At 66.1% G+C, this 25,223-nt stretch carries 27 protein-coding genes and 1 tRNA gene; 13 read left to right on the top strand and 15 right to left on the bottom strand.

Annotated elements, in window-relative coordinates; genetic code table 11:
- Nucleotides 1–64 precede the first annotated feature (64 nt).
- On the bottom strand, nucleotides 65–2,854 hold the full coding sequence (locus AAHM44_RS06625; RefSeq protein ID WP_342249457.1) for a TonB-dependent receptor: 2,790 nt from the start codon (nucleotides 2,852–2,854) through the stop codon (nucleotides 65–67).
- A 398-nt stretch (nucleotides 2,855–3,252) separates the two neighbouring features.
- Here AAHM44_RS06625 and AAHM44_RS06620 point away from each other — a divergent pair, with 398 nt between their 5' ends.
- A complete protein-coding gene (locus AAHM44_RS06620; RefSeq protein ID WP_342249456.1) occupies nucleotides 3,253–4,824 on the top strand; it encodes a sulfatase family protein in 1,572 nt (523 codons plus the stop codon).
- A gap of 61 nt (nucleotides 4,825–4,885) precedes the next feature.
- On the top strand, nucleotides 4,886–6,013 hold the full coding sequence (locus AAHM44_RS06615; protein ID WP_342249455.1) for a hypothetical protein: 1,128 nt from the start codon (nucleotides 4,886–4,888) through the stop codon (nucleotides 6,011–6,013).
- Nucleotides 6,014–6,093: 80 nt separating this feature from the next.
- On the opposite strand, the gene AAHM44_RS06610 is transcribed toward AAHM44_RS06615, so the two are convergent.
- Nucleotides 6,094–7,851, bottom strand: coding sequence for an arylsulfatase (locus AAHM44_RS06610; RefSeq protein WP_342249454.1), 1,758 nt, complete (start codon nucleotides 7,849–7,851; stop codon nucleotides 6,094–6,096).
- Nucleotides 7,852–8,001: 150 nt separating this feature from the next.
- Between AAHM44_RS06610 and AAHM44_RS06605 the strand changes: the two genes are divergently transcribed.
- Entirely contained in the window at nucleotides 8,002–8,277 is a 276-nt protein-coding gene (locus tag AAHM44_RS06605) for an HU family DNA-binding protein (RefSeq protein ID WP_269574720.1), read from the top strand.
- A 66-nt stretch (nucleotides 8,278–8,343) separates the two neighbouring features.
- On the opposite strand, the gene AAHM44_RS06600 is transcribed toward AAHM44_RS06605, so the two are convergent.
- The 7 genes from AAHM44_RS06600 to AAHM44_RS06570 form a co-directional block, all read right to left on the bottom strand.
- Nucleotides 8,344–8,949 carry an NADPH-dependent FMN reductase gene (locus AAHM44_RS06600; protein WP_342249453.1) on the bottom strand — a complete coding sequence of 202 codons (606 nt, stop codon included), beginning with the start codon at nucleotides 8,947–8,949 and terminating at the stop codon, nucleotides 8,344–8,346.
- Nucleotides 8,950–9,079: 130 nt separating this feature from the next.
- A tRNA-Arg gene (locus AAHM44_RS06595) sits at nucleotides 9,080–9,156 on the bottom strand.
- Nucleotides 9,157–9,199: 43 nt separating this feature from the next.
- Entirely contained in the window at nucleotides 9,200–10,687 is a 1,488-nt protein-coding gene (locus AAHM44_RS06590; RefSeq protein WP_342249452.1) for an ABC transporter permease, read from the bottom strand.
- On the bottom strand, nucleotides 10,687–11,595 hold the full coding sequence (locus tag AAHM44_RS06585; RefSeq protein ID WP_342249451.1) for an ABC transporter ATP-binding protein: 909 nt from the start codon (nucleotides 11,593–11,595) through the stop codon (nucleotides 10,687–10,689). Before AAHM44_RS06585 ends, AAHM44_RS06590 begins: the two co-directional genes overlap by 1 nt.
- 181 nt (nucleotides 11,596–11,776) lie before the next feature.
- Nucleotides 11,777–12,238, bottom strand: coding sequence for a DUF1178 family protein (locus AAHM44_RS06580; protein ID WP_342249450.1), 462 nt, complete (start codon nucleotides 12,236–12,238; stop codon nucleotides 11,777–11,779).
- Nucleotides 12,239–12,249: 11 nt separating this feature from the next.
- Nucleotides 12,250–12,507: a glutaredoxin 3 gene (gene grxC / locus AAHM44_RS06575; RefSeq protein ID WP_269574715.1), complete on the bottom strand. Its 258-nt coding sequence runs from the start codon at nucleotides 12,505–12,507 to the stop codon at nucleotides 12,250–12,252.
- A gap of 34 nt (nucleotides 12,508–12,541) precedes the next feature.
- Nucleotides 12,542–13,288 (bottom strand): ComF family protein, encoded by a 747-nt coding sequence (locus tag AAHM44_RS06570; protein ID WP_269576590.1) that lies wholly within the window; start codon nucleotides 13,286–13,288, stop codon nucleotides 12,542–12,544.
- 42 nt (nucleotides 13,289–13,330) lie between these two features.
- On the opposite strand from AAHM44_RS06570, the gene AAHM44_RS06565 reads away from it, so the two are divergent.
- From AAHM44_RS06565 to AAHM44_RS06550, 4 genes are all read left to right on the top strand, one after another.
- Nucleotides 13,331–14,176, top strand: a complete 846-nt coding sequence (locus AAHM44_RS06565; protein ID WP_342249449.1) for a class I SAM-dependent methyltransferase — start codon at nucleotides 13,331–13,333, stop codon at nucleotides 14,174–14,176.
- A gap of 389 nt (nucleotides 14,177–14,565) precedes the next feature.
- On the top strand, nucleotides 14,566–15,288 hold the full coding sequence (locus tag AAHM44_RS06560) for a hypothetical protein (protein ID WP_184168350.1): 723 nt from the start codon (nucleotides 14,566–14,568) through the stop codon (nucleotides 15,286–15,288).
- Nucleotides 15,285–15,683, top strand: coding sequence for a hypothetical protein (locus tag AAHM44_RS06555; protein WP_342249448.1), 399 nt, complete (start codon nucleotides 15,285–15,287; stop codon nucleotides 15,681–15,683). Before AAHM44_RS06560 ends, AAHM44_RS06555 begins: the two co-directional genes overlap by 4 nt.
- 41 nt (nucleotides 15,684–15,724) lie before the next feature.
- On the top strand, nucleotides 15,725–15,979 hold the full coding sequence (locus tag AAHM44_RS06550) for a hypothetical protein (protein WP_342249447.1): 255 nt from the start codon (nucleotides 15,725–15,727) through the stop codon (nucleotides 15,977–15,979).
- 21 nt (nucleotides 15,980–16,000) lie between these two features.
- Here the strand turns inward: AAHM44_RS06550 and AAHM44_RS06545 are convergent, their stop codons facing one another.
- The gene (locus AAHM44_RS06545) at nucleotides 16,001–16,408 is read right to left on the bottom strand and encodes a (deoxy)nucleoside triphosphate pyrophosphohydrolase (RefSeq protein ID WP_342249446.1); all 408 of its coding nucleotides are present in this window, start codon (nucleotides 16,406–16,408) and stop codon (nucleotides 16,001–16,003) included.
- A 61-nt stretch (nucleotides 16,409–16,469) separates the two neighbouring features.
- Here AAHM44_RS06545 and AAHM44_RS06540 point away from each other — a divergent pair, with 61 nt between their 5' ends.
- From AAHM44_RS06540 to AAHM44_RS06525, 4 genes are all read left to right on the top strand, one after another.
- Nucleotides 16,470–16,658: a Flp family type IVb pilin gene (locus tag AAHM44_RS06540; protein WP_269574710.1), complete on the top strand. Its 189-nt coding sequence runs from the start codon at nucleotides 16,470–16,472 to the stop codon at nucleotides 16,656–16,658.
- Between the two features lie 144 nt (nucleotides 16,659–16,802).
- Nucleotides 16,803–16,970, top strand: coding sequence for a Flp family type IVb pilin (locus tag AAHM44_RS06535; protein ID WP_184167918.1), 168 nt, complete (start codon nucleotides 16,803–16,805; stop codon nucleotides 16,968–16,970).
- An 80-nt stretch (nucleotides 16,971–17,050) separates the two neighbouring features.
- The gene (locus AAHM44_RS06530; protein WP_184167920.1) at nucleotides 17,051–17,221 is read left to right on the top strand and encodes a Flp family type IVb pilin; all 171 of its coding nucleotides are present in this window, start codon (nucleotides 17,051–17,053) and stop codon (nucleotides 17,219–17,221) included.
- A gap of 67 nt (nucleotides 17,222–17,288) precedes the next feature.
- Nucleotides 17,289–17,441 (top strand): hypothetical protein, encoded by a 153-nt coding sequence (locus tag AAHM44_RS06525; protein WP_184167922.1) that lies wholly within the window; start codon nucleotides 17,289–17,291, stop codon nucleotides 17,439–17,441.
- Between the two features lie 19 nt (nucleotides 17,442–17,460).
- On the opposite strand, the gene AAHM44_RS06520 is transcribed toward AAHM44_RS06525, so the two are convergent.
- The 4 genes from AAHM44_RS06520 to AAHM44_RS06505 all read right to left on the bottom strand — a co-directional run bounded on the left by AAHM44_RS06520 (nucleotide 17,461) and on the right by AAHM44_RS06505 (nucleotide 21,437).
- Nucleotides 17,461–18,408 (bottom strand): acetyl-CoA carboxylase carboxyltransferase subunit alpha, encoded by a 948-nt coding sequence (locus AAHM44_RS06520; RefSeq protein WP_184167924.1) that lies wholly within the window; start codon nucleotides 18,406–18,408, stop codon nucleotides 17,461–17,463.
- A gap of 188 nt (nucleotides 18,409–18,596) precedes the next feature.
- Nucleotides 18,597–19,514, bottom strand: coding sequence for a tyrosine-type recombinase/integrase (locus AAHM44_RS06515; RefSeq protein ID WP_342249445.1), 918 nt, complete (start codon nucleotides 19,512–19,514; stop codon nucleotides 18,597–18,599).
- Nucleotides 19,511–21,319 carry a hypothetical protein gene (locus AAHM44_RS06510; protein WP_342249444.1) on the bottom strand — a complete coding sequence of 603 codons (1,809 nt, stop codon included), beginning with the start codon at nucleotides 21,317–21,319 and terminating at the stop codon, nucleotides 19,511–19,513. Before AAHM44_RS06510 ends, AAHM44_RS06515 begins: the two co-directional genes overlap by 4 nt.
- Nucleotides 21,300–21,437, bottom strand: a complete 138-nt coding sequence (locus tag AAHM44_RS06505; protein WP_165828499.1) for a hypothetical protein — start codon at nucleotides 21,435–21,437, stop codon at nucleotides 21,300–21,302. The genes AAHM44_RS06510 and AAHM44_RS06505 overlap by 20 nt, the downstream gene beginning before the upstream one ends.
- 75 nt (nucleotides 21,438–21,512) lie before the next feature.
- On the opposite strand from AAHM44_RS06505, the gene AAHM44_RS06500 reads away from it, so the two are divergent.
- Nucleotides 21,513–22,052, top strand: coding sequence for a shikimate kinase (locus tag AAHM44_RS06500; RefSeq protein WP_184167925.1), 540 nt, complete (start codon nucleotides 21,513–21,515; stop codon nucleotides 22,050–22,052).
- Complete coding sequence (aroB, locus tag AAHM44_RS06495; RefSeq protein WP_342249443.1) at nucleotides 22,049–23,137, top strand: 3-dehydroquinate synthase; 1,089 nt, start codon at nucleotides 22,049–22,051, stop codon at nucleotides 23,135–23,137. The genes AAHM44_RS06500 and aroB overlap by 4 nt, the downstream gene beginning before the upstream one ends.
- A 51-nt stretch (nucleotides 23,138–23,188) precedes the next feature.
- Here aroB and AAHM44_RS06490 read toward each other — a convergent pair whose 3' ends face one another.
- Nucleotides 23,189–25,123, bottom strand: coding sequence for a TonB-dependent siderophore receptor (locus AAHM44_RS06490; RefSeq protein WP_342249442.1), 1,935 nt, complete (start codon nucleotides 25,121–25,123; stop codon nucleotides 23,189–23,191).
- Between the last annotated feature and the right edge of the window lie 100 nt (nucleotides 25,124–25,223).

Below are 25,223 nucleotides of genomic sequence, written 5' to 3'. Positions count from 1 at the left end.
GCGCTCGGGAAAATCCTTCCGTCGCGACGCCGCCCATTAGGTCAGGCTTACGGCGCCCCGGCGATCAGAACCGGAAGCGGATGCCCGCACGATAGACGCTCTCCAGGAAGCGCGTCTGCCATGCATAGGCCTGGCCCGCCGCATTGAACGTGCGGTAGTTGCGGTAGGCGCCGCCGGCCAGGTTGTTGACGTTGAAGCTCAAGGTGATGTTGTCGGTCGGCTGGAGCGTCGCGGCAAAGTCCATCGTGCCGCGGGCATCGACCGTGATCGGCAGCGTCGGGCCCAGCGGCGCCGGGTTGCCCAGCGCCGGATCGGCGACCTGGCCATAGCTGTCGATGAAGTCGCTGCGCCAATTATACGACAGACGGAGCGAGAGGACCTTGTTCTCGTACCAGGCCGAGGTGTTGATGGTGTGCTTCGACGTACCGGCGATGCGCTGCAGGCCCGGCAGCGTCGCCGCAAGGCTCGGCGCCAGCACCGACTTCGCGTCGAGATAGGTGTAATTCACCATCCCGCCGAAGTTGCTCATCCAGTCCGGCAGCCACGGCGCGCGCAGGAAGCTGCGGACGCCCGCCTCGATGCCCTTGATCCGGCCCGCACCGCCATTTTGCGGCTGACTCATGCGCAGGCGGCCGAACTCGGCATCCGCCACGTCGGTGGTGAACGTGTTGATGAAGCCGTTCACGTCCTTGTAGAACCCGCCGATAGTAAGCGCGCCGCTGCGGCTGAAGTAATATTCGACCGACGCGTCATAGTTCTTCGAGGTGGTCGGCTTCAGGTCGGGATTGCCCGAGCTGGCCGAGCGGATGCAGTCAGCCCCGTTCGGATCGGCGCAGGTGTTGCCGGTCGGCAGCGCACCGATCGTGATCGTCGGGTTGAGCTGGCCAAAGCCGGGGCGCGTCCGCGTCTCGGTGTACGCGATGCGCATCTGCAGCTTCGGGTCGAGCTTGATCCGCATGCTGACGTTCGGAAGGAAGTCGCTGTTGCTCGACGAAGTCGAGATCGGCGTAACCGTGGTCACCGCCGTGGCACCGGTACCGGTGGTCGAGCGGCGCAGTCCGTTGATCGCGACATCCGCCTGGGTGGCGCGCACGCCGATCAGGCCGTCGAACGGCACGCCCGCAATCTCGAACGCATACCGCGCCTGGACATAGCCGGTGTAGAGCTTCTCGTTGCTCGTATAGACCGGCGAACCCCAGGTCGGATCCCCCTTGGCCAGCGTGGTGGTCACGCCGTTGACGGTGAGCGTAGTCATCGAACGCAGCGTATCGAGATTGGCGATCAGGCTCTCCCGCGTCGGCGAGAGCCAGGTGCGGATCGACGCCGCGCTGTCGTTGCGGAAGCCGCCCGCCGCCGGCTGGATGTTCAGCATCGACGCCAGCACCGAATAGGTCTGGCCCGCGGGCGCCGCATAGGTCGACTGGGCATAGCTGTACGAATCCGCGTCGCGGTTCGAGAAGCGCAGGCCCGCCTGCAGGTTGGTCAGGATGAAGTTGTCGAGCTTGTAGTCGAGGTCCAGGCGCCCCTGCCAGCTCTGGCCATGGCCGCGGTTGCCGCTCTGAGTCAGGCCGGTCCAGCGATAATTGCCGAGATTGTAGAGGTCGTAGTTGATCAGGTTGACGGTGCCGCCGCCCACGCCCTCGGACGTGTCGAACTCGAAGTGGCGCGCCGGCGACGAGGTCAGCGTGTAGTTGAACGCGACGTTGCGGTTGATGAACGTCGACTCGGTATAAGCAACGTCACCGGTCAGCTTGAGCCGGCCATTTTTCCAGATGAAGCCGCCGCCGGCCTGATAGGTGTCGGTCGACTGGTCGTTGATCTGCTGCGCGCCGGTCGGCGCCGCACCGGTGCCCACCGCTGCGTCGAAGCTCGCGGCCTGGTTGGTGCCCGGGATCAACGTGATGTTGGTCAGCGTGGCGAGATCCCCCGACACGACCTGGAGGTTGTGGCCGTCGCCGCGTCCGCGATAGCCCTGGTACAGGCCGTCGAGATAGATTTCGAGCGTGCTGCTCGGCCGCCACTGGAACGCCGCATCGACATTCGGGCGCCAGCGCGTCGCCGAGGCATAGTCGGTGTTGACGAAGTTCGGGTAGCGCAGCTGCGGATAGCCGGTGATGTTCGTGCGGTTGCGGATGTCCTGCGCGACCGCGCGCGAGGAATCGATGTATTTGGTGTCGGCGTAGGACCCCTCGATCAGGAAGCCCATCTCGCCAATGCCGGTCTTCCAGCGCGTGCTGGCCAGCCCATTGGCCTCGATGCCCAGGCGCTGCGACTGATACCAGTGCACGCCACCGAGATAACCGGTGACGCGGGTACCCTTGAAATCGAACGGCTTGCGCGACTTCACGTCGACCAGGCCGGCCAGCCCCGCCTCGAGCAGATCGGCGCTGGCCGACTTGTAGACGTCGATGCGGGCAATGCTGTTCGAGGGGAAGTCCTGCAGCTGGACGAAGCGGCCTTCCGCGGTGAACACTTCGCGACCGTTATAGGTGGTGGCGAGATCCGGCAGGCCGCGGATGCGCACGCCCTGCGCCACGCCGGCATCGCGGGTCACGGTGACGCCGGGAATGCGCGCCAGCGATTCCGAGGCCGTGACGTCAGGCAGCTTGCCGATATCCTCGGCGACGACCGAATCGATGATCTGGTCGGAGTCCTGCTTCACCGACTGGGCGGACTCGAGGCTGCGGCGGATACCGCTGACGACGATCTGGTTCGTGGCCGGATCTTCCTGCTCTTGCACGCCGATCTCGGCGGTGTCCGGCGTGCTGTCCTGCGCCATCGCGGTGACCGGCATCGCCGACAGGGCCACGGCGGAGCTGGTTGCGAACAGGAAATAACGATTTAGATTAATCACTTATGCCTCCCCATTATCATTCTTTTTCAAACTTATCTATCTGAATTATCATACCAGAATCTATATGACAAGCCGACCCATTTCGGACTGAAACTTCCGCATGATCTCAGCAGGTTGCATTGGCTGGCCGCGTCGCCCTGGCTAAGACGACTCCCCAAGGCTATCGGGTTCGTACGCCGAAAGACACGCAAACACCGGCCCGCGCGATTGACGCGCGCCCTTGGCTCGGTGCCCGCGAGCACGAGTTCGCGCTTCGCTTACGCCAGCGTGGAGAGACCAATCTGCCGGCCCCGCTCCGCTCGCCCAAGCAAGCTTTCCTTCCGATGCGACAATTTGCTTGTGATCTGATAAATCCTATCCATAGATAGGCGACAGAACGGATATTGGGAGGATAGAAGATGAAGGCAGCAATGACGCGTCGCGGCATGTTGCTGGCCGGTGCTGCGGCACTGGCCATGCCGGGGGCCGCCCTCGCAGGCCCGAGCCGGCCGAACATCATCATCCTCTATGCCGACGACCTCGGCTATGGCGACCTGAGCTGCTACGGATCGAAGACGATCCACACACCGAACATCGATAGGCTGGCTGCGGGGGGCACGCGCTTTCTCAACGGCCATTCGCCCTCCGCCACCTGCACGCCGTCGCGCTACGCGCTGCTGACCGGTGACTATGCGTGGCGCGCCTCGGGCGTGCAGATCCTGCCGGGCGACGCGCCGGCGCTGATCCGGCCGGGCAAGTTCACCTTGCCGACGATGTTGCGGAACGCCGGCTACACCACCGGGCTGGTCGGCAAGTGGCACCTCGGCCTGGGCGACGGCAAGGTCGACTGGAACGGCGCCATCGCCCCCAGCCCGCTCGACATCGGCTTCGACTATGGCTTCTACATGCCGGCAACGCTTGATCGGGTGCCGACCGTGCTGATCGAGAACCGGCACGTGGTGAACCTCGACCCCGCCGACCCGATCGAAGTGAATTATCACGACAAGATCGGCGACGAGCCCACCGGCTTCGACCATCCCGAGATGCTCAAGTTCGGCGCCGATCCCGAGCATTCGAACACCATCGTCAACGGCATCAGCCGCATCGGCTACATGACCGGCGGCAAGAAGGCGCGCTGGAAGGACGAGGAGCTGAGCGACGTGCTGCTCGGCAAGGCCGTGGAGTTCATGCGCGCGCGGAAGGACAAGCCCTTCTTCCTCTATTACGCCGTCAACGAACCGCATGTGCCGCGCGCGCCGCATCCGCGCTTCGTCGGCAAGTCGGGCATGGGCCCGCGCGGGGACTCGATCCTCCAGCTCGACTGGACCGTGGGCGAGCTGATGCGCCAGCTCGAGACGCTCGGCATCGCCGACAACACGCTGGTGGTGTTCAGCAGCGACAATGGCCCGATCCTGTTCGACGGCTATCAGGACAAGGCCGTCGAACTGGCAGGCAAGCACCGGCCGGCCGGCCCGTTCACCAGCGGCAAGTACAGCATCTACGAAGGCGGCACGCGCGTACCGATGATCTGCTGGTGGCCGGGACATGTCCGCGCCGGCAAGGTCTCGGCCGCAATCGTCGATCATGTCGACCTGCTCGCCTCGCTGGCCAGGCTCGTCGGCGGCGCCTTCCCCCGGGATGCCGCGGTGGACAGCTTCGACATGCTAGCTCCCCTGCTCGGCCAGACCGATCGCGGGCGCGATCATGTGGTCGAGGACACCAAGCTGATGGTCACCACCGGTACCAAGGTGGCGGGCAGCGGCGCGCGCATCTTCGCGATCCGCGCCGGCGGCTGGAAGCTGATCCGCGCCAGCGTGGAACCACACGAGTTCCACGGCAACCCGATCGGCACCCTGCCCGTCCACCAGCTCTACAACGTCGCCAACGACCCCGCCGAAAAGGTCAATCTCGCCGGGAAGGAGCCGCAGCGCACCGCGCGCATGGCCGCCTGGCTCGACAAGATCGAACGCGACGGCCGCAGCCGCCCCTGAGCGGACGACAATTACCAGCCAACTGCCCCATGCGAGGGCGAAGACAGGGAAGAGGGAAATCATGCGTAAGCTTCTGGCAATCGGCGCCGCGGCGCTGCTCGGCCTGCCCGGCGCGGCACTGGCCCAAGGCGCGCTCGGCGCGAACTACAATGAGCATTTCGAGGACGTCGATTATCGCGACCTCCAGAAGAGCGACACGCAGTGGGTCCGCATCTTCCTGCCGATGTTCCAGCTCGATCGCGGGCCCGCCGCCGATCACGGCGCGGTCAAGACGATCCTCGACGTCTCCAGTCACGGCTACAAGACCGTGCTGACGCTCAAATTCCCCTATAACCGCGTCGCCTTCCCCAAGGCCGACAGCGAGACCTTCAAGAAGGACCTTGCCCGACTGGAGGCGGTGCTGCCGCTGGTGATGGGCAAGGTCGACATCCTGGTGATCGGCAACGAGCCCTTCATCGAGAGCCGCCAGCAGGACTGGAACCCCAATTTCAACGCCTATTACGAGGCGCTGGCGAAGGCCGCGATCCAGTATCGGACGGAACATTGCGGCGGCAGCGCCTGCAAGACCCATCTCTACATGGGCGCGCTCAACCAGACCCAGAACCCGGTGTGGCGCAACAAGACCACCGATCGCTGGCTCGAGTTCATCAAGCAGACGCCCGAGCTCGAAGGGCTCGACATCCATCCGCACATCACGATGATCGAGGAGTCCAAGGCGTTCCTCGACTATATCCTGCCGCGGATGCGCTCCGACCAGAAGTTCCTGGTGCTGGAATTCTCGCTGGTCTGGTGGTGGAAGCAGCACCTCAAGGACCCCGTCCCCGCGGCTTTCGCCGCAAAATATGGCGCCCCCGCAAACGCCCAGACCTGGCAGGTCATCAAGGCCGCGCTGGAGACGCCCTTCTCCAAGCCGCAATGGGACGAGTTCCTGTCGCAGAGTCCCTGGTTCGAAAGCCGGAAGCATTATCTCCGGAACCAGATGAAGCTCTTCCGGGACACCGGTCGTCTCGCGGTCGCCACCTATGGCTTCAAGCAAGGCAGCTCGATGGTGAACAATTTCGGGCCGGATTCGACACCCTGGCTGCTCAACAGTGTGTTTGCCGGCCGCACCGTGAAGCCCAATGCGGACGGCAGCTCGGCGTTCAACTATGCCTGGATCGACGACTACAAGGCGCTCCAGAAGAAGTAGCCGCCGACACGAAGGGCGCCGGGACGGATGTCCGGGCGCCCTGGATCTTCGCCATGCGCGGCGGGCGATAACTGCCCGGACTAGTCCGAAAAATTGTCCACCTTATCTGGGGCACCGCCACCGGCACTACCCTCTGCACGCAGCTTCAGATCCACCGACATCGCCCAGTCGCGCCACGCTTTCGCAAGGCGACCGACGATCTCGGGATGCCGGGCGGCCAAATCCTTGGTCTCGGTACGGTCGCTGGCGAGATCGTACAGCGCCCATTGGCGATAGCTTTGATCCGCGCCATGCGGCGCCGGCGAGACGATCTTCCACTGTCCGTCGATCACCGCGCGCGCGCCGTAATGCTCGAAGAAGAAAGGTCTCGGCTTCGGCAGCGCCTTCCCGCTCAGCGCGCCGGCGAAGGACTTGCCGTCCATCGGCGCGCCCTTTTGCGACGGTGCGATGCCCGCCAGTTCGAGCAGGGTCGGCGTGACGTCGACGATATGGGTGCCCTGCGCAACCACCCTGCTCTCGCGCCGCTTCATCCCGGCAGGCCAGCTGATGAAGAAGGGCGTATGGATGCCGCCCTGATAGCTTTCGGCTTTCCACCAGTGGAACGGCGTGTTGGCGGCGCTCGCCCAATGCGCGCCGATTCCGGTCTGGTTGAGCTCGGTGCCGATGCCGCCGGGATATTCGCCATAGCCGACCTTGCGGCCGTCGCGCGTTTCGCTGGGGCGGTCATAGCCCGGACGCACCATGATCTCGGGCGAGGCGCCATTGTCCACCAGGAACATGATGACGGTATTCTCATAGGCGCCGCTGTCCTTGAGCGCCTGGACCACCCGGCCGATGCCCTGGTCCATGACGTCGATCATCGCGGCATGGGTCGCCATCTTGCGGACCTGCTCGGCGCGATGCTCGGGCGTGAGCGCCTCCCACGCGGTCTTTGCGTTCTCGGCATAGTCGTTGTCTAGCGGCGGCAAGGGATCGATCCTGGGATCGACCAGACCCAGCTTCACCTGGCGCGCATAGCGGCGCCTGCGCATCGCATCCCAGCCATCCTCGAAGCGCGGCAGGTATTTCTGGATGACATGCTCGGGCGCCATCAGCGGCCAGTGCGCGGCGGTATAGGCCAGGTACATCATGAAGGGCTTGTCGCCCTTGCCGAGCTTGGTCACCTGCTCGACCGCGTGATCGCTGATCGCATCGGTCAGGTAGAAGTCCTTGGGCACCTCGCGAACCGGTGTGTAGTTCTCGACCAGCGAAAACGGGTCGTAATAATCGCAGACGCCCCAGATGATGCCCCAGTGATAGTCGAATCCCCGCGATACCGGATAGGTGCGCCTGTCCCCGAAATCGCGGTCGAAATGGCCCTGGTGGTTGAGCCATTTGAGATGCTCGGCGGGCAGGGGGAGCGGCTCGGCGGCGGTCAGATGCCATTTGCCGATCATGGTCGTCGCATAGCCCCCGGCGCGCAGTTGCTCCGCCACCGTCGGCGTGTCTAGCGACAGGCTCGTGCCGTTACCCGTCATGTTCACGCGGTGCGGATAGCGCCCGGTGAGCAGGCTCGCCCGCGACGGGCAGCAGCGCGACATGTTGTAGAAATTGTCGAACCGCACCGCTCTGCCGGCCAGCGCGTCGAGGTGCGGGGTGTCGGTGTCACCGCCATAGGCGCCAAGGTCCGAATAGCCGATATCGTCGCCCATGATGACGATCATGTTGGGCCGGGTATCGCGGCGCTTCGACCAGGCGAGCCCCTTGCCCGCGCCAAACGCCGCGGCCGCCATCGCGCCGAGCGACAAGCCGCCCTTCAACGCCTGGCGGCGGTTCATCCCTTTCGCTTCGTCAGCCACCGGCCACTCTCCCCCAAGACACCTAATCTTATTAAATCACTTATATAATATAATTTAACCCGGTCAACGCGCCCACAGCCGGGACATTGACCACGCGGCACCCTCTGCTAAGCGCGCCGCCCTTCTTTCCAAGAGACGAGGAATGTTGAAATGAACCACTCCGACCTGATCGACGCGGTTGCGACCGCAACCGGCCTTACCAAGGCCGAGGCAAAGCAGGCCGTCGACGCGACCGTCAGCGCGATCATCGAAGCGGCCGCCAAGGGCGAAGAGATCTCGCTGAACGGCCTGGGCAAGTTCAAGGTCAAGGACAGCCCCGCACGCGAGGGCCGCAACCCCGCGACCGGCGCGACCATCCAGATCGCCGCGTCGAAGAAGCTGGGCTTCTCGGCCGCCAAGGCGGTGAAGGACAAGCTCAACGGCTAAAATCGACAGGGCCGCCGGCAGCCCCCCTGCCGGCGGCCCCGCACTCACGGTCGAGCGGCCCCGGCCTCAGTTGTTGCCGCCATGCGCGGCGTCCTCCGCGATCAGCTGCCGGCCACGCAGGATCAGGTCAACCCAATCGGCAAACGCGTCCGACAGGCTCGTCACGAGATCCTTGAGCGGCCCGTCCTTCAGCCGGCCGTCTGCATCGAAGCTGTCCGGCTTCACCTGGCCGAGATAGGCCTCGGGCTGTTGCATCATCGGCATGTTGAGGAACACGCAATATTGGCGCAGATGATGGTTCGCGCCGAACCCGCCGATCGCTCCGGGCGACACGGTGATCACCGCCGCCGGCTTCTTGTCCCAGACGCTCTTGCCATAGGGCCGCGAGCCCACATCGATAGCGTTCTTGAGCAGCCCCGGCACGCCCCGATTATATTCGGGTGTCACGAACAGAATCCCGTCCACGCGCCCCGCGCGTTCGCGGAACGCAGTCACCGCCGCTGACGGGTTCGCCTCGTCGTCCTCATTGTAGAGCGGCAGGTCGCCAATCTCGATGAACTCGCATTCAAGCGCGTCGGCGGAGAATGCCGCGATCGACCGGGCCACCTTCCGGTTGATGCTGTCCTTGCGCAAGCTTCCGACGATGATCCCAATTCTGTGCCTGCTCGCCATGCTGCGGTCCTTCCCACCAAAGGCCAGCAGGTTGCTGGGCAGACGCCCCGCCGACAATCGATGCGTGAACGCCAACGATCGGGATTCGGTCCGCAGAATCGCGAAACCCGCGGAAGTCCGCGGGTTTCGGTGGTGCCCCCGGCGAGATTCGAACTCACGACCTGCGGTTTAGGAAACCGTCGCTCTATCCTGCTGAGCTACGGAGGCACGGGCGCGGTTGGTATCGGGGCCGCGCCCGAGGGTCAACCGGCTAGGCCTCCCGCCGCATCAGGCCGATGATCTCCCCGACACTGCGTCGCCCGCCGCTGAGTAGGCTGGCGCGGAACACGCGGCCGAGCAACCAGATCTCCAGCGCGATGAACAGCGCCAGGGTGACGCCCGACCCGATCATCTCCCAGAAAGGGATGCCGCTGCCCAGCCGCGCCATCACAGTGAACGGAGTATAGAGCGGCACCCAGGTGAGCACCTGAACGCCGATCCCACCCGCACCGTTCACCACCGCCTGCACCAGCAGGGTGAAGGGCATCATGATCAGCAGGATCACCGGCGTCAGATAGCCTTGGGCATCGCGCATCGAATCACTCATCGCGCCGATCACCAGGAACAGCATCGACACCATGAGATAGCCGGCAACGAAGAAATAGAGGATCGCCGCGACGCTGCCGACCGTGGAGACCGGTTCCAGCGCCGGACGGATGATGTCCGCGATCGCGCCATGCGTGGCATAGGCGGCGAAGATGCCGCAGGCCGCCCAAGTGAGGATCATCGACAGACCGATCGCCACAGTCCCGACCAGCTTGCCGTACATCAGCTCGTTGGGCGAAACGCAGGCGAGCACGGTCTCGAGAAGCTTGTTGCCGCGCTCCTCCACCGTGCCCTGCAGCATCCAGCTGCCCGACAGCATCAGCGACATCATCAGGATATAGGCGCAGGCGAGCGGCAGGATCGAACGCACCAGAACGCGCTCGCGGCCGCTGCCCTCGGGCGGGGTGGTCACCTGAATCGCCGGAGTGATCGCACCCACGGTCGCGGCGGCGGCCGGCGCGACGCCATTGGCCTGGAGATAGCGGGTGCGCAGGTCCTGGGTCAGCACCGTCTGCAACGTCCCCACGAAGGAAGCGCGCGGACGGCCGTTGGCCCAGAGCCGCACGGCCGGCGAGGCACCGAATTCGCGCGGGATCAGCACGACATAATCGATCGGCTTGGCGCTGGACTTGTCGTCCGGATGGAGGAGCGGCTGGAGCGTCTTGTCGATCTGGCCCGGCGCGGCAGTGGCGATATTGGCCGGGGTCTCGACGATCCGGTAATTGGCCTCGGGTGCCTTGAAGCCCGTGGCGTCTTCCTTCGACACCATGGCGATCTGCTTGCGCGCGCCATCCACGCCGCCCTCGGCGAGGAAGCGGGCGACATCGGCGTCACTGTACCAGCGACCCTGCTGCGCCCAGAGCGCGTTGGGGTTCGCCTTTTGCAGCTCATGCCGGCGGACATAGCGGGCAAGCGCATCGAGAGACGCCCGCTGCTCGTCGAGCATCAGCCGATGGCGGATCGCCGCCGAGGGCGCGCCGCCGGCCTGGTCGACCAGCATCACCGTCTCGGTGTCGGACTTGTCGATGAAGCGCGATGCGAGCGGCCCCAGCGCAAAGGCGAGCGGCAGGATCAACAGCGTGATCCAGAAGCTCTTGGTCATCGCAATCTGGCGATATTCGCGACCGGCGACGAGGAGGATGTGCTGGAGCATTAGCGTGCCTCCCCGCCGACGATGTGAAGGAAGACCTCGTGCAGGCTCGCCCGGCGCTGCTCGAAGCGGCGCAGCGCGAAGCCGTGCACGGTGCAATGCTCGAGCAGGTCACCCGGATCACCGCCCGGCGCGAGCCGTACCGACCAGTCGCGCCATGCGCCCGCCTCGCCCAGCACCTGCGCATCGATCACGCCCGGCAGCCCCTCGGGCGACAGCTTCGCGGAAAGACGCAGCTCGACAGGAAGCGTGGCACGCGCCTCGTCCTGCGTGCCCTCGAAAAGCTTCCTGCCGCGCGCGAGCAGCAGCAGCCGATCGCAGAGCCGCTCGGCATGCTGCATGACATGAGTGGAGAAGACCACCGCCGCCCCGCCCTTCGCCGCGCGGACGATCTCGTCCTCTAGCAGGCCCTGGTTGACCGGATCGAGGCCCGAGAAGGGCTCGTCGAGGATCAGCAATTGCGGGCGGTTGACCACCGCGGTCGCCAGCTGGACCTTCTGCGCCATGCCCTTGGAGAGCTTGTCGACCGTGGTCTTGGCGAAATCCTGCAGGCCGAAGCGCTCGAGCAGCGCCTTGCCCTCGCCCCGCGCATCCGAGGGCGTCATTCCCTTCAGCCGGCCGAAATAGACGATCGTGTCGAGCGCGGTCATCGAGCGATAAAGGCCGCGCTCCTCGGGCAGGAAGCCCAGCATCGCGCTGTTCGCGCGGCCCGGCGCGCGGCCGAGCACCGAGATGTTCCCCGCGTCGGGGCGCAGGATGTCCAGCACCATGCGCAGCGAGGTCGTCTTGCCCGCGCCATTGCCGCCGAGAAAGCCGAACACCTCCCCGGGCGCCACTGCAAAACTCAGATTGTCGACTGCCGTGAAGTCGCCGAAGCGCTTGATCACGCCCTCCAGGCGCAAAGCATCCATTGCAAGATTCCCCCGATTCCGGGGGAGCTTAGCCAGTGTACCACTGGGCTACAACGGTGAAGGCGGAAAGAGACCGAAGTCCCTCCCCCGTCATCCCCGCGCAGGCGGGAATCCAGAGTCATGAAGGACGTCGCTCTGCCACCCTGGATCCCCGCCTGCGCGGGGATGACGATGCAGCGGATCAGTTGCACGCCTCGGGCGGCACCACCGGCAGTGGCAGCGGCGCGACAGGCACGCCCTCCTCGATCAGCGCCTGCGCCTCGGCAAGGCTGGTCTGGCCGTGGATCGGCGCATGCGGGGCCTCCCCCAGATGCATGGCGCGCGCCTTGTCGGCGAAGGCCGAGCCGACCCATTTCGAGCCCTCCAGCACCTTGGCCTGCATATCGGCGAGCACCGCCATCGCTGCCTTCACTGCCTCGGCCGGAATCCCCGCTTCGCCCGCAGGCACAGGCAGCGACGGCACCGCGACCTGGTTGCCCTTGGCGCCGACATTGGGCGCCATGACGGCCTTCCCAACCTCCGCGCTGCCGCACATCGGGCAGGCGACAAGCCCGGCGGCGCGCTGCTCCTCCCAGGCGCCGCTCGATCCGAACCACGCCTCGAAGACATGGCCGACTTCGCATTTGAGGTCGAAGACGATCATCGCCCGAAGGCTCAGGCGGCGAGCAGCGGATCGAGCCCGCCGCGCGCATCAAGCGCCGCGAGATCATCGGACCCGCCGATATGCTTGCCGTCGATGAACACCTGGGGGACGGTCATCCGGCCGTTCGAGCGTTCGATCATCTCGTTGCGGCGCGGGCCGCCCATCGAGATGTCGATCTCCTCATATTCGGCCTGCTTGCTGTCGAGCAGGGCCTTGGCCCGGGTGCAATAAGGGCAGAACGCCTTGGTGAAGATTTCGATCTTAGCCATTTCACGTCACACCTGTGATCGCGCCCGGCGCTTGTCAATCCGGGCCTTCTCCTGCCTCCAGAACGCGGGCCCAGCACAAAAGGATCACGCGCGCCGCGCCGCCGCGCTTGAGCACTCGTGCACAGGCGTCAGCGGTGGCGCCGCTGGTATGCACGTCGTCGATCAGCACCACCGTCCTGCCCACCAGCCTTTCCCGCGCGCCCGGTGCCAATGAAAAGGCACCCGCGACCGCCCTGGCCCGCGCCCTCGCCCCTAGCCCGCGCAGCACCGGCGTCGCCTTCACCCGACGCAGCAGGTCGGGCGCAAGCGGCACGCCGTGCGCGCGCGAGAGCGACGCGGCGATCAGCCCGGCCTGGTTGTAGCCGCGCGACCAGAGGCGCCAGCGGTGCAGTGGCACCGGCACCAGCAGCGCCGCCTCCTCGGGCATCAGCCGGGCCATCGCCCGCGCCATGGTCGCGGCGCAGGCGAGCCGCCCCGAATATTTGAGCTTGAGCGCGATGGCCCGCGCCACCTCGCCATAGGCGACCGCGGCGCGCACCCCGTCATGCGGCGGCGGATCGGCGAGGCACGGGCCGCACAGCGCGCCCTCCCCCCGATCATGCTCGAACGGCAGGTGACAGGCCGCGCACCAGGGCGGCCCGAGGAAGCGCAGGCTCCCCCAGCAGGCGGCGCAGAAGCGGTGATCCGCCGGGGTGATCGCGCCGCAGCCCGGGCAGCGCGGCGGCAGCGCGAGATCGGCTATCCGGGCGAGTGGACGCAGGAGGATCGCGGGGCCGGCCACACCCGTCTTGTCCCCGGCGACGCACCGGCGCACAAGCGCGCCATGCCCCAGAATGGACCGACTGATTCCGCCGAGATCTTCGACCGCGCCCTGCGCCGCAAGCGCCGTGACCGCGCCGCCCGCCGCTACGAAGGCTTTATCCGCGAGCATATGCTGGAGGGCATCGGCGAGCGCCTGGCCGGGGTGACCCGCGAATTCCACGACGTGCTCGACATGGGCAGCTTTGCCGGCGGCTTCGAGCTGCCCGGTGCCCACATCACCCGGATCGACGCCGGCGCCGCCTTCGCCGTCCAGGCCGGCGGCGTCCAGGCCGATGAGGACCGCACCCCGTTCCCCGAGAACAGCTTCGACCTGGTGGTGAGCATCGGCGTGCTCGACCAGATCAACGACGTGCCGGGCGCGCTCTCGATCGCGCGCCGCGCGCTGCGCCCCGACGGGCTGTTCCTCGGCGCCTTCCTCGGCGCGGGCACGCTGGCGACGCTGCGATCGGTGTTCCTCCATGCCGAGAGCGAGCGCCCGGTCGCGCGCTTCCACCCCCAGATCGACGTGCGCGCCGCCGGCGACCTGCTCACCCGCGCCGGCTTCGCGCTGCCGGTGGCCGACGTCGAGACGCTGACCGTGCGCTATTCGAGCATCTTCTCGCTGCTCGGCGACCTGCGCGGCATGGCGGCGACCAACCTGCTGCCGGGCACCCCGCCCCTTACCCGCGGCACCCTGGCCCGCGCCGCAGCGACATTCGCCGACCGCGCCGACCCGGACGGCAAGACCCCCGAGCGCTTCGAGATCGTCTACCTGACCGGCTGGGCCCCGGACGAATCCCAGCCCAAGCCGGCCCGGCGCGGCAGCGCGGTGGCGTCGCTGGCGGAGGCGTTGAAGGGGAAGAATTGAGGCTGCGTTTCAGCAGAACCGCTTCGGCCGGATTGGTCCGGTTCGGAGGGAGTTACGCTTGTATTGTTGGAATATGTTCTTGAAATGTTCTCACCGCAATTGGGAAAGGCGGTGGCATGGGCATTTCAGGAAAGAGGCAGCCGACAGCGTTCTCGACATGGATGCGGACGGGACGATGGTCTCAGCCTGAGGCAGCGCGCGACGTCGAGGTAAAGTTCAATCCGTGGCATGATCCACGGAATGGGCGGTTCACGTTCGGGCCGGGTGGGCCGCGGTCAACGGCGCTGGATGGAACACAGCCAAGCTGGACCGTAAACGCCAACCAACCGGGCGGCGGCTCCCGAGGCGGCGGCGGACGCGGAAGCAATATCCGCGCATTCCACGATCCCATGACGCTTGAGCAGACATTCCCCGGACTGCGAAATTCACCCCTTGGAACACCGGTAGCCGTTGCCGACAACATCCTGGGGTTCAGATCTGCGGCACGCCAAATGACCACTGAAATGGCGGATCGCTGGGTAAAAACCTATCTACAGCAGATAAAATCCATCGATCCCACGTATCAATACGCCTCCCTGGGACCACCGTCCACTTTCGAGGGGCAGATGAGGCAATTGAATGATTTGAGATTCCGACGCGCTGAAGCCCATATGCGCGTAAAGGGCGACCTGCGTCCTCTACAGGTTGAGACATTGCGCTTCCTTCAAGATGCGACGAATCGAGCATACGAAAACGGCCTAAAGCTGCAACGCGCTGGCCGCCTGGAACCTCGCCTGTCGCCCAACGAAGCGCTCGGCAATTACATCGATCGAGCTGTTCGAAGTGAGTTGCGAGAGCGCTATGGCGCACTAGGCATCGCTTCATCCGGCAATGGGCTTGTCCGGGTTAACAGACGGGAGAATAACACCTCCGAGCGCACCTATCGTATTCCTGACGCGAGAGTTGGAAGTGTAGCTTTTGACGTGACATTGACCAACAAAACCATCTTAACCGCGCAAATAAGAGGATTCTTCAACACGGATTTTCGTCCGGAGATGGTCGTCATCATCCGACCAACCCAGCTCGGGGGTATATATACCTACGCCATACGCCGACCGGAGAACGTAAAATGAACGATCCAACCCCACCCTACATCCCTCCTCGCCCCTATATTCCTGCTTCGTTGAGCGAGATCTATGACCTTCTCGGATCGATGGTGCTAGATGCCCCCACCTTCATCGATCAGTCGGGTTCCTTCCCGGATCGAAACGTAGAAAGCCGCTTCCATCAATTGGCTGGAGGCTTTGAGCTCGTAAAAGCCAAGCTCGGCGAAACGCGTTACGCATCACTCGTCGAACTTGCAGCGCAAGCAAAGGCGTTGTTCGCCGACGATCCCGAAGACACCAACGGAAAAACGGATCAGGGACGTGCCCTGCTGTTCGAAATCGAGGACATAATCCAGGCAACCCGGGCCGAGCGGACCAAAGAGCGGCTACCGGACGAAGAAGGAAACGTGACCGGAGATTGAACAGACGACCCCAACCGCAAGATGAGGATGCCCAAGTCATGATGATACATCAGATCGCGCGAGCCTTGGCCAATCTCAACATCGCGCTGGAATTTTCCGGAGAGTCCATAGACGAGGACGATGTCATCCAAATCTTGGAGCGACTTGGATACGATCTACAAAATCTTGACACCGAATCCCGAAAAATATTGAGCGATTCTTTCCGTCACATTGCGCCTGAATATGAGGGCGAGCTCCGCGATTTCGTGGCGACCCTGCCCGACACGATAGGCCTCGAAGACGAAGATCTAGACTAGTCCCAGTCAGCACAATTCGGCTCAAACCATTCCCACCAGCGCCGCCACCAGCGGCACGTCCGCCGGCGGCATCGGCATCCCGCGCATCTCCGCCGGGGTCACCCAGCGCAGCTCGGTGGCGTGATGCGCCACCGGCTCGCCTTGCCAGGTCCTCGCAGTGTAGAGCAGCAGCAGCAGGTGCCGGCCGGCCAGGGGTTCGCTGGCGAAGGCGATCGGGCTCAGGTCTTTCACGCTAAGGGTTAGTCCCAGCTCCTCGTGCAACTCGCGGGCGAGCGCCGATTCGGGGCTTTCGCCGGGCTCGATCTTGCCGCCGGGGAACTCCCACAGCCCCGCCATCGGCTTGCCCGGCGGGCGCTGCTGGAGCAGCACGCGGCCGCAATCGTCGATCAGTGCCGCCGCCACGACGAGCAACATGTCAGAAGCATCCATCAGCTTTTCGTTAAGCCTCTTTGGCTAGTTTGGGGCCACCTTTGGAGAAGAAGTGCCCCCGATGCGAGCCCTTGTACGCGCGATCCGCCTGGTGATTGATGACCGCCGTGCCGCGACCGCCGTGGAATATGGCTTCATCCTCGCGCTCATCGTCCTCGCGATGATGGCCAGCCTGACGAGCGTGGCCAACCAGACCAAGAACATGTGGGGCAACGTCACCAACAAGGTCCAGACGGCCACCCAGTCCTGAACCGCCCACGGCAAACTGGTTACGCCTTCGTAACGCTCGACCTTAGGCGTTTCTTTACTTCCGGATTGTAGCTTGATCGTGCCGAACCGGAGCCTTCCGGGGAGGCCGGGTGAATGAAGCTATTTTGAACTCTGGAGACCGGTTATGATGAAGATCCGCAACTTCCTGAAGAATTCCAAGGGCGCGACCGCCATTGAGTACGGCCTGATCGCCGCTCTGATCGCCGTCGCCGCGATTGCCGCCATGCAGGGCCTGGGCAACTCGCTGAAGTCGACCTTCACCAACGTTTCGTCGAACATGAAGGCTTCGTAAGCCTCGATCCGACAAACGGAACGAAATCGGGCGGCGGGACTTACAGTTCAGCCGCCCTTTTCATTGCTTTAGAGGGGTTTATGATTAACAGTTTGATGACTTTCCTGCGCGAGACGCGCGCCGCCACCGCGATCGAATATGGCCTTATCGCCGCGCTGATCGCGGTCGCCGCCATCGCCGCGATGCAGGGACTCGGCAATTCGCTCAAGAAGACGTTCACCAACGTCTCCTCGAACATGAAGGCCTCGTAGTTTTCCTGAACCCGGACGAACCGCGCGCTTCACCCGGTGTACATGCCGACTCTCCTATAAGGAGAGGATGAAGCAGATTATCCCCCACAAGGCCGTACGGCCGATGGAGCTGGCGCTGGTCGCGTTCCTCGCGATCTGCGCCATTCTTGCGGTCGTTCAGGGCCTGGGCATGCTCGGCGCGAGCATGGCCGCCTCGGAGCACAGCGCGCCGGTTCGCTAGCCGACGCGCTTCGCCTTTCTCAGATCCGCCCCATCGCCAGGAACTTGGCGCGGCGGGCCTGGCGCAGGCTCTCGGGCGACATGCCGTCGAGCTTGGCCAGCGATTCCTCGATCGCATCGCCCAGTGCGTGGATCGCGGCACCCTGATCCCGGTGCGCGCCGCCCAGCGGCTCGCTGACGATCCGGTCGATCACCTTCAGTTCCTTGAGATGCTGTGCGGTGACCTTCATCGCCTCCGCCGCGTCGGCCGCCTTGTCGGCGGTGCGCCACAGGATCGAGGCGCAGCCCTCGGGCGAGATCACGGAATAGACCGCGTGCTCCATCATCAGCACGGTATTGCCCGCGGCGAGCGCGATCGCGCCGCCCGAGCCACCCTCGCCCAGGATCGAGGCGACCAGCGGCACGCCCAGGTTGAGGCACGCCTCGGTCGAGCGCGCAATCGCCTCGGCCTGGCCGCGCTCCTCGGCTTGCACGCCCGGGAACGCGCCCGAGGTGTCGACCAGGGTGATCACCGGCAGGTTGAACTTGTTGGCCAGCGCCATCAGGCGGATCGCCTTGCGATAGCCCTCCGGTTTGCCCATGCCGAAATTATGCTTGAGCCGGCTGGCGGTGTCGTCGCCCTTCTCATGGCCGATCACCATCACCCGGCGTCCGCGGAACCGGCCCAGGCCGCCCTGGATCGCATTGTCGTCGGCAAAGGCGCGGTCGCCGCCCAGCGGCATGAACTCTTCGATCAGCCCGGCGACATAATGCTTGAAGTGCGGCCGCTCCGGATGGCGGGCAACCTGCGTCTTCTGCCAGGGCGTGAGCTTGGCATAGGTGTCCTTCAGGAGCTTTTCGGCCTTGGCCTGAAGCGGGCCGATCTCCGCGTCGATATCGACGGCGCCGCCCTGGGCGGTCTGGCGCAACTCGTCGATGCGGGTCTGAAGCTCGGCGATCGGCTTCTCGAAGTCGAGGAAAGTGGTCATCGAGCGGGGGCTAACCTTGGCGTGAAGCTACGTCAACGCGCAGCTGTGTCCCGGAGGTGCGCAGGACCTTCATGAAAGCTGCTCCCCGGCGAAGCCCGGGGCCCAGTTGCAACGCCTTCCGAGAGGTTCCCGCCCCTGACCAAATGCGCCGAGACTGGCCCCCGGCCTCCGCCGGGGAAGGGCTGTTTCTACGCCTTGCGCTGCTCCGGCTTCCCCAACGCTTCCCCCAGCGGATGCCGCTGGTTGACCAGCTCGACCAACCGACGACTGTCGACATGGGTGTAGATCTCGGTCGTCGCGATATCGGCATGGCCGAGCATCGCCTGCAAGGCGCGCAGATCGGCGCCGCCCTCCAGTAGATGCGTCGCAAAGGCATGCCGCAGCACGTGCGGGCTCACCCGGTCGGGCGGGATTCCCGCCTCCCCCGCCAGCGCGCGCACGAGCTGGTAGAGCCGCACCCGAGACAGGTGCCCCTTGCCCGAAGGGAAGAGGAACGGCCGGTCCGAGGTCACGTGTTCGCGCCACGCCGCCACCGCGGCGCGGGCGCGATCCGAGATCGGCACCAGCCGCTCGCGGCCGCCCTTGCCCTTGAGGATCAAATAGGGCCGGTCGGGCGACACGGCGTTGCGAGGAAGGGAGACCAACTCGGTGGCGCGCAGGCCGGAGCCGTAGAGCAGCTCGATCAACGCCTGGAGCCGCAGGTCGTTGGGATCAGGCGGTACGCGGGCGATGCGATCGGCGATCGTCGCGAACATCCTGTCCACATCCTCGACGCTCAGCACCTTGGGCAGCGCGCGGGCAGTGCCGGGGCGCGGCAAGGCGGCGGAGGGATCGTCGCCCCGCAGCCCCTCATCGGCGAGGAAGGCGTAGAAACGGCGCAGCGCCGCCGATTTGCGGGCAACGGTGGCGCGGGACAGCGCCTGCCACTCGTCACCGAGCTTCTCCAGCTCCGGCCGCCCCGCGCCGCCCAGCCCGCCGCCGAGGAACTCGGAGGCAAGGCGCAGGTCGGTCTGGTAGGCGGCGATGGTATTGGCGGCGGCGCCCGCCTCCGCCCGCATCATCTCGAGGAAGCGCTCGATCAGCGCGCGGTCGTCCGAGAAGGTCAAACCGACCGCGTGACCGCCTCCACGGCGATCATCCGCGCATAGCTGGTCATTCCCGCCGCGCGCATCGCGGCGACGATGTGGAACAGCGCCTCGGGCGTGACATTGTCCCAGACGCGCGACTGCATGCCGACCGCCGCGAGCAGCGCGACCATGCCCGAATCGCCGCGCCGGCCGGCCGCGTCGATCGCGCGGGTCCAGTCGTTCTGCGCGCCGATCGCCACGTTGAGCGCCTGGGCGCCGCGCTGGGCATCGCTGGTCTCGAACCGGCCGAGCCCGGCAAGCCCGGCAAAGGCGAGCTGGGCGCGGCGCTGGCCCGCAGCATCCTTGAACGCATCGAAATCGCCATAGGCAACCGGCCCTTGCGCGCCGGGATCGCCGAGCGCGAGGAGGCCCCAGGCGATGCTGCCGCGCGGCACAACCGTGCGCCATTCCATCGCCTTGGTCTCGTAGCCGGCCGAAAGCATCGAGGCGATCAGCTTCTCGGGCTCCTCCACCTTGGCATCCGCCGGGATCCACGACGCCGCGCGCGCGGTGAGGATCAGCCGCGCATATTGGGTGCGCGGCGTGCTCGCCTCGGCCCAGAGCGTGCGGATCGCCTTGACCCGCTCTGCGACATTGCCGTCGGTATAGGCGGTGCGCAGGTCGCGCGCGACTGCTCCCTCGGTGCTGTTCGCATCGTCGCCCTCGGCGATCTCGCTGTACAGATCGACCAGCCCGGCATTGGAGAAGACGCCGGCGGTAGCGGCCAACTCGGCCGCGGCGGCGCGGGCGCGCGGGCTCAGCTGCGGTGCGAGCGCCTGCCAGTAACGCACCTGCGGGCCGGCGGTGTTGTAGAGCGAAAGCGGCACTTCCTCGCCGGTCGCGGTGGCAAGGCCCCAGCGCCAGGCATTGAGCCGGGTGATCCCGCCCCATTCGAGCGTGACCGCGCGGCGGCCCTGCGCGCCGGTGCCCAGAACCTTTTCCGCGAGGAGGTTGTCGATGTCGCTGGCCGGCGTGCCGCCGCGCGCCTGATCGAGCAGCTGCCCCGCCTCGTTCGGCTTTCCGGCAAGCCCGGCGCACATCGCCTTGGCGAGCGCCCAGCCGCGCTGGTGGATATATTGGTTGCCGCGATCGGCGATGCCGCACAGCCCGCCCGGATCGGCAGTGGCGAGCGAGACCTGCATCGCCACCTGCAGCATGCGGGTGGTGTAATTGTCGGTGTCGACGTCGTTGATCACCGCGCGGGCGGCATTGGCCTCGCCCATGCGCAGCAGCAGCCAGGCGCGCTCGGCGGCGAAATCGGCGCCGTTGATGTGCCTGGGCGTGTTGAGTGGCGACATCAGCGCGCGGCGCAACGCGATCGATGCCCAGCGCGAGGCGACCGGGGCGCTCAACCGCTGCATCAGCACGGCAAGCGTGCGGCCATCGGTGGCGCCGAACGCCTTGGCCGGAAACGGCGTGTTGCCGGCGGCGAGCGCGCCGGTACGGTTCAGCGAGTGCTTGGCGTAATCGGGCAATTCGTAGCGCGAGAGATCGACCGGGCCGGTCGGCACCTCCGCGACATCGGTGGTGTTCGACAGCGCGGCGCTGTCGTTACCCAGCGTCGGCACGCTGGAAATCGGCGCAGCGGAGGGCGCGGTCGAAGCAGGAGCACTCGCGGTCGGCGCAGGCGCCGGGCGCGGCGCGGGAGCCGGTGCCGGATCGTCGAATCCCGGCGGCAGCAGCGATTCGGGCTTGTCCTGCTGCCCCAGCGCGGGCACCGCCGCGCCAGCCAGCAACAGCGCCCCAAGCGCGAGTTGGCGGCCCTTAATTCGCGAGATTTTCAAGCGGGACCACCTTCTCCATGCGCACCGGCTCCTTCTTCGTCTCGCGGCCGGCGAGGAAGAAGAGGCCGCCAACCAGGACGACGAGAATGACGATCAACGCAACAATCAAGCGGGACATGAAGGGGTCCGGTACAATGAGACTTTCGCGGGCCTTTTGCCCGACGACCGCCCTCGCTGTATAGCCCTTCCGAACATGTTACAAACACAGGCAGTGAATACCGGGTGGACGGGCAAGGCGATCGTGCTGATCGGCCTGATGGGTGCGGGCAAGACCACGGTCGGCCGGCGCCTGGCGCAGCGCATGCGCCTGCCCTTTGTCGACGCCGACCATGAGATCGAAGCGGCGGCGGGGATGACCGTTGCCGATATCTTCGAGCGTTTCGGCGAGGCGCATTTCCGCGACGGGGAACGGCGGGTGATCGCCCGGCTGGTCGATGGCGCGCCCAAGATCATCGCGACCGGCGGCGGCGCCTTCATGAACGAGCATACCCGCGCGCTGATCCTCGATCAGGCGATCGCGGTATGGCTCGATGCCGAACCGGCGGTGCTGGCCGACCGGGTGCGCCGCCGCGACACCCGCCCGCTGCTGCGCGGCCGCGATCCCGAAGTGGTGCTCACCGAGCTCGCCGCGCTGCGCAATCCCTATTACGCGCTTGCGCCGATCCGGGTGCCCAGCATAGCAGCGCCGCACGACACCACCGTCGACGCGATCCTGAAGGCCCTGAATCCGTGACAATCGTTCCCGTCGCGCTTGGCGACCGCAGCTATGACGTCCGCATCGAGGCGGGGCTCCTCGCCCGCGCCGGCGAAGCACTCGCGCCCTTCTACAAGGGCCGGCGCTGGGTGATCGTCACCGACGAGAATGTCCGCCCGCACCTCGCTACGCTGCAGGCAAGCCTGGGTCCGAGCGAAGCAATTATCCTGCCCCCCGGCGAAGGCACCAAGAGCTGGGGCCAGCTCGAAGCGCTGCTCGACCGGTTGCTCGAGCTCGGCATCGAGCGCAGCGACCATGTGATCGCGCTCGGCGGCGGCGTGATCGGCGACCTGGTCGGCTTCGCGACTTCGGTGCTCAAGCGCGGCTGCAACTTCGTCCAGATCCCCACCACTTTGCTCGCCCAGGTCGACAGCTCGGTCGGCGGCAAGACCGCGATCAACACGCGTGCCGGCAAGAACCTGGTCGGTGCCTTCCACCAGCCGAGCGTGGTACTGATCGATCCGCAGGTGCTCGACACGCTGCCCGCCCGCGATCTCCGCGCCGGCTATGCAGAAGTCGTGAAATACGGGCTGATCGACGATTTCGCCTTTTTCGAATGGTGCGAGGCCAATGCCACCGCGCTGATGGCCGGTGATCCGGCCGCACGCGAATATGCCATCGCCCATTCGGTCGGCGCCAAGGCCCGCATCGTCGCGGCCGACGAGCGCGAGACCACCGGCACCCGCGCGCTGCTCAACCTCGGCCACACCTTTGGCCACGCGCTCGAGGCCGAGACCGGCTTCTCCGACAAGCTGCTCCACGGCGAGGGCGTCGCCGCCGGCATGGCGCTGGCCTTCGGCTTCTCGGCCGCGCAGGGCATCTGCCCCGGCCAGGACGCCGAGAGAGTTGCCGCGCACCTGGCCGCGGTGGGCCTGCCGGGTGGGCTGAAGGCGGCGGGGATCACCGCCTCCGGTGCGCGGCTCGTGGAGCACATGCTCCACGACAAGAAGATGAGCGCGGGCACTCTGCCCTTCCTGCTCGCCCGGGGCATCGGCCAGACGTACCTCGACAAGAATGTGGATCTCGCCGAGGTCGCGGCATTCCTCGACGCGCAGCCGAGGTAAGCCCCAACTCCAGCTTCCATGGCTTTCGCCGGGCAGCAGTAGGCCCCAGCGCTAAATCTCCCCCGTAAGCGTCAACGTCAGCGTCCGCGGGACGATCGGCGTGATCAGCCCCGAGTTGGTCGGGTTCCAGGCGAACTTGTCGGCGAGGTTGGTCACCCGCGCCCGCAGTGTCACCGGATGACCTCCCAGCTCGAACGCCTGGCGCAGGCCCAGGTTGAAGGTCGCATAGCCCGGCAGCTCCACCCGATTCTCACGATCGGCATAGCGCGCGCCGCGCACATTCACCCCGCCATCCACCGTCAGCCCTTCCATGCCCGGCACCCGCCAGGTCAGGTTAGCGAGCGCGGTCACCTCGGGTCGCCCGATCGGCCGGGTGCCGATCACGCCCCGATCGACTAGTTCGCCCTCGATCCTCGCATCGAGATAGGTCGCCCCCAGTACGGCGCTTAGCCGCGCGGTGAGCGGCCCGGCCAGTGACAGCTCGACGCCGCGGTGTCGCACCTTCCCGACAAAGTCGAACGCGCCCGCCGCATCGATGCCGGGGGTCGGCTTGGACAGGTCGAACAACCCGGCGATCAGCGTCGGGCCGCCCGTGAAGCCATATTTCACTCCCAGCTCGGCTTGGCGCGAGATGGCGGCGGGCAGCACCGCACCGCGATTGCTGGCATTGGCCGGCGCGACGCCCGCTTCCTCCAGCCCGCGCGCGTAGCTGGCGAAGCCGGTTAGCCGATCGCTGATCGCCACCGACAGCGATCCGCCATAGAGCCAGGGCCGCGTCACCTGTTCGGTAACCCGGCCGTCGACGGCGCGCACGCGCTTGGCATAGTCGACCCTTTGCGCATCGAGCCGCAATTCGGCGAACGACCCGATCGACAGCCGATAGCCAAGCCCGCCGGTCCATTGCCCGACATCGTCCCGCATCCGCGCCGCGCCGCGCGAAACCGCCGGTGCGGCAACCGCGGGAATATCGTTCACATCGGCATAGGTGCCGAGCGTGTAGGCCACACCGGGATCGCTCTCCACCAGCGAATCCCGGCGGCGAGCCATGGCGATGATCCGGTGCGTGAGATTGCCCGTCCGGAACTGCTTGGCCGCGGTCACCTCGCCGGAAATCGACCGGCGATTCTCGGCGCCGAACACCAGCCCGCTCTGGGTCGCCTCGCGGTCATTGCCGGTGAAACGCAGCAGATTGAACACGCTGCGGGTGTAGGGAAGCGCGTTGCGAAACAGCGAGGCCCCGAAGGTCCAGCCTTCGCCGGCATCCACATCGGCAAAGGCACCGAGCAAGTCGGACTCGTTATAACCGCGCATCCAGCTTTGCGTGCGGTTGGTCCAGCGCTTCACCTGGTCCGGCGCACCGGCCGGATTGGCGAAGAAGGTATCGCCCTCGCGCGGGAACCAGTTGTGGCTCCACAGGCCGGTGATCTGCACGCCCGGCGCCGGCGACCAGCGCGGTACAAGCCCCGCTGCCGTGAAGTCCCCGGCGGTGCCGTCGGTATATTGCTGGCCTAGACTGAGCTGCAGGCCGCCCGCCACCGACAGCTCGCCTTCCGCCGTCCCCGCCGCTCCGCGCAGCATTGCCACCGGCCCCGAACCGCCCCACCACCCGGCCTCGAGCGAGGCCCGGGCGCCCGCGCCGCCCGCCGGCAGCGTATATTGCACCACGCCCGAAGGGGCGGCGAAATCGGTGCGCAGGCCATTGGCGCCGACCCGGATCGCGGTGCCGCCGTTCAACGGCTGGAGCATGCCGGCGACGCGAACATAATAATGGTCCTCGATCCGGTAGTTCCCCGCCGCCTGCAGGTCGAAGCCGCGCACCTCGCCTTCCGAATAGAGCCCGACTTCCTCGATCCCCACGCGCCTGCCGAACGCATCGTCGGCGGCGCGCACAACATCGCCATTGGCCGGCGACTGCGGCGCCCGCGCGGTCTGGGCATGGGCTGTCGGTATGGCGAGTACCGACAGGCAGAACAACGAATGACGCATGACTTACCCTCTTCCCTGACACCCCCTGTCGGCGCCGATCTGCCGCCGATCGAAGGAGCGGGAGAGCGTGCTGGGACGAATGCATTGCCGGTGTGACGAA

Origin of the sequence: Sphingomonas sp. OTU376 (assembly GCF_038440415.1) — a bacterium.
Taxonomy (GTDB): domain Bacteria; phylum Pseudomonadota; class Alphaproteobacteria; order Sphingomonadales; family Sphingomonadaceae; genus Sphingomonas; species Sphingomonas kyeonggiensis_A.
This window is presented reverse-complemented; position numbering and strand designations above follow the sequence as displayed.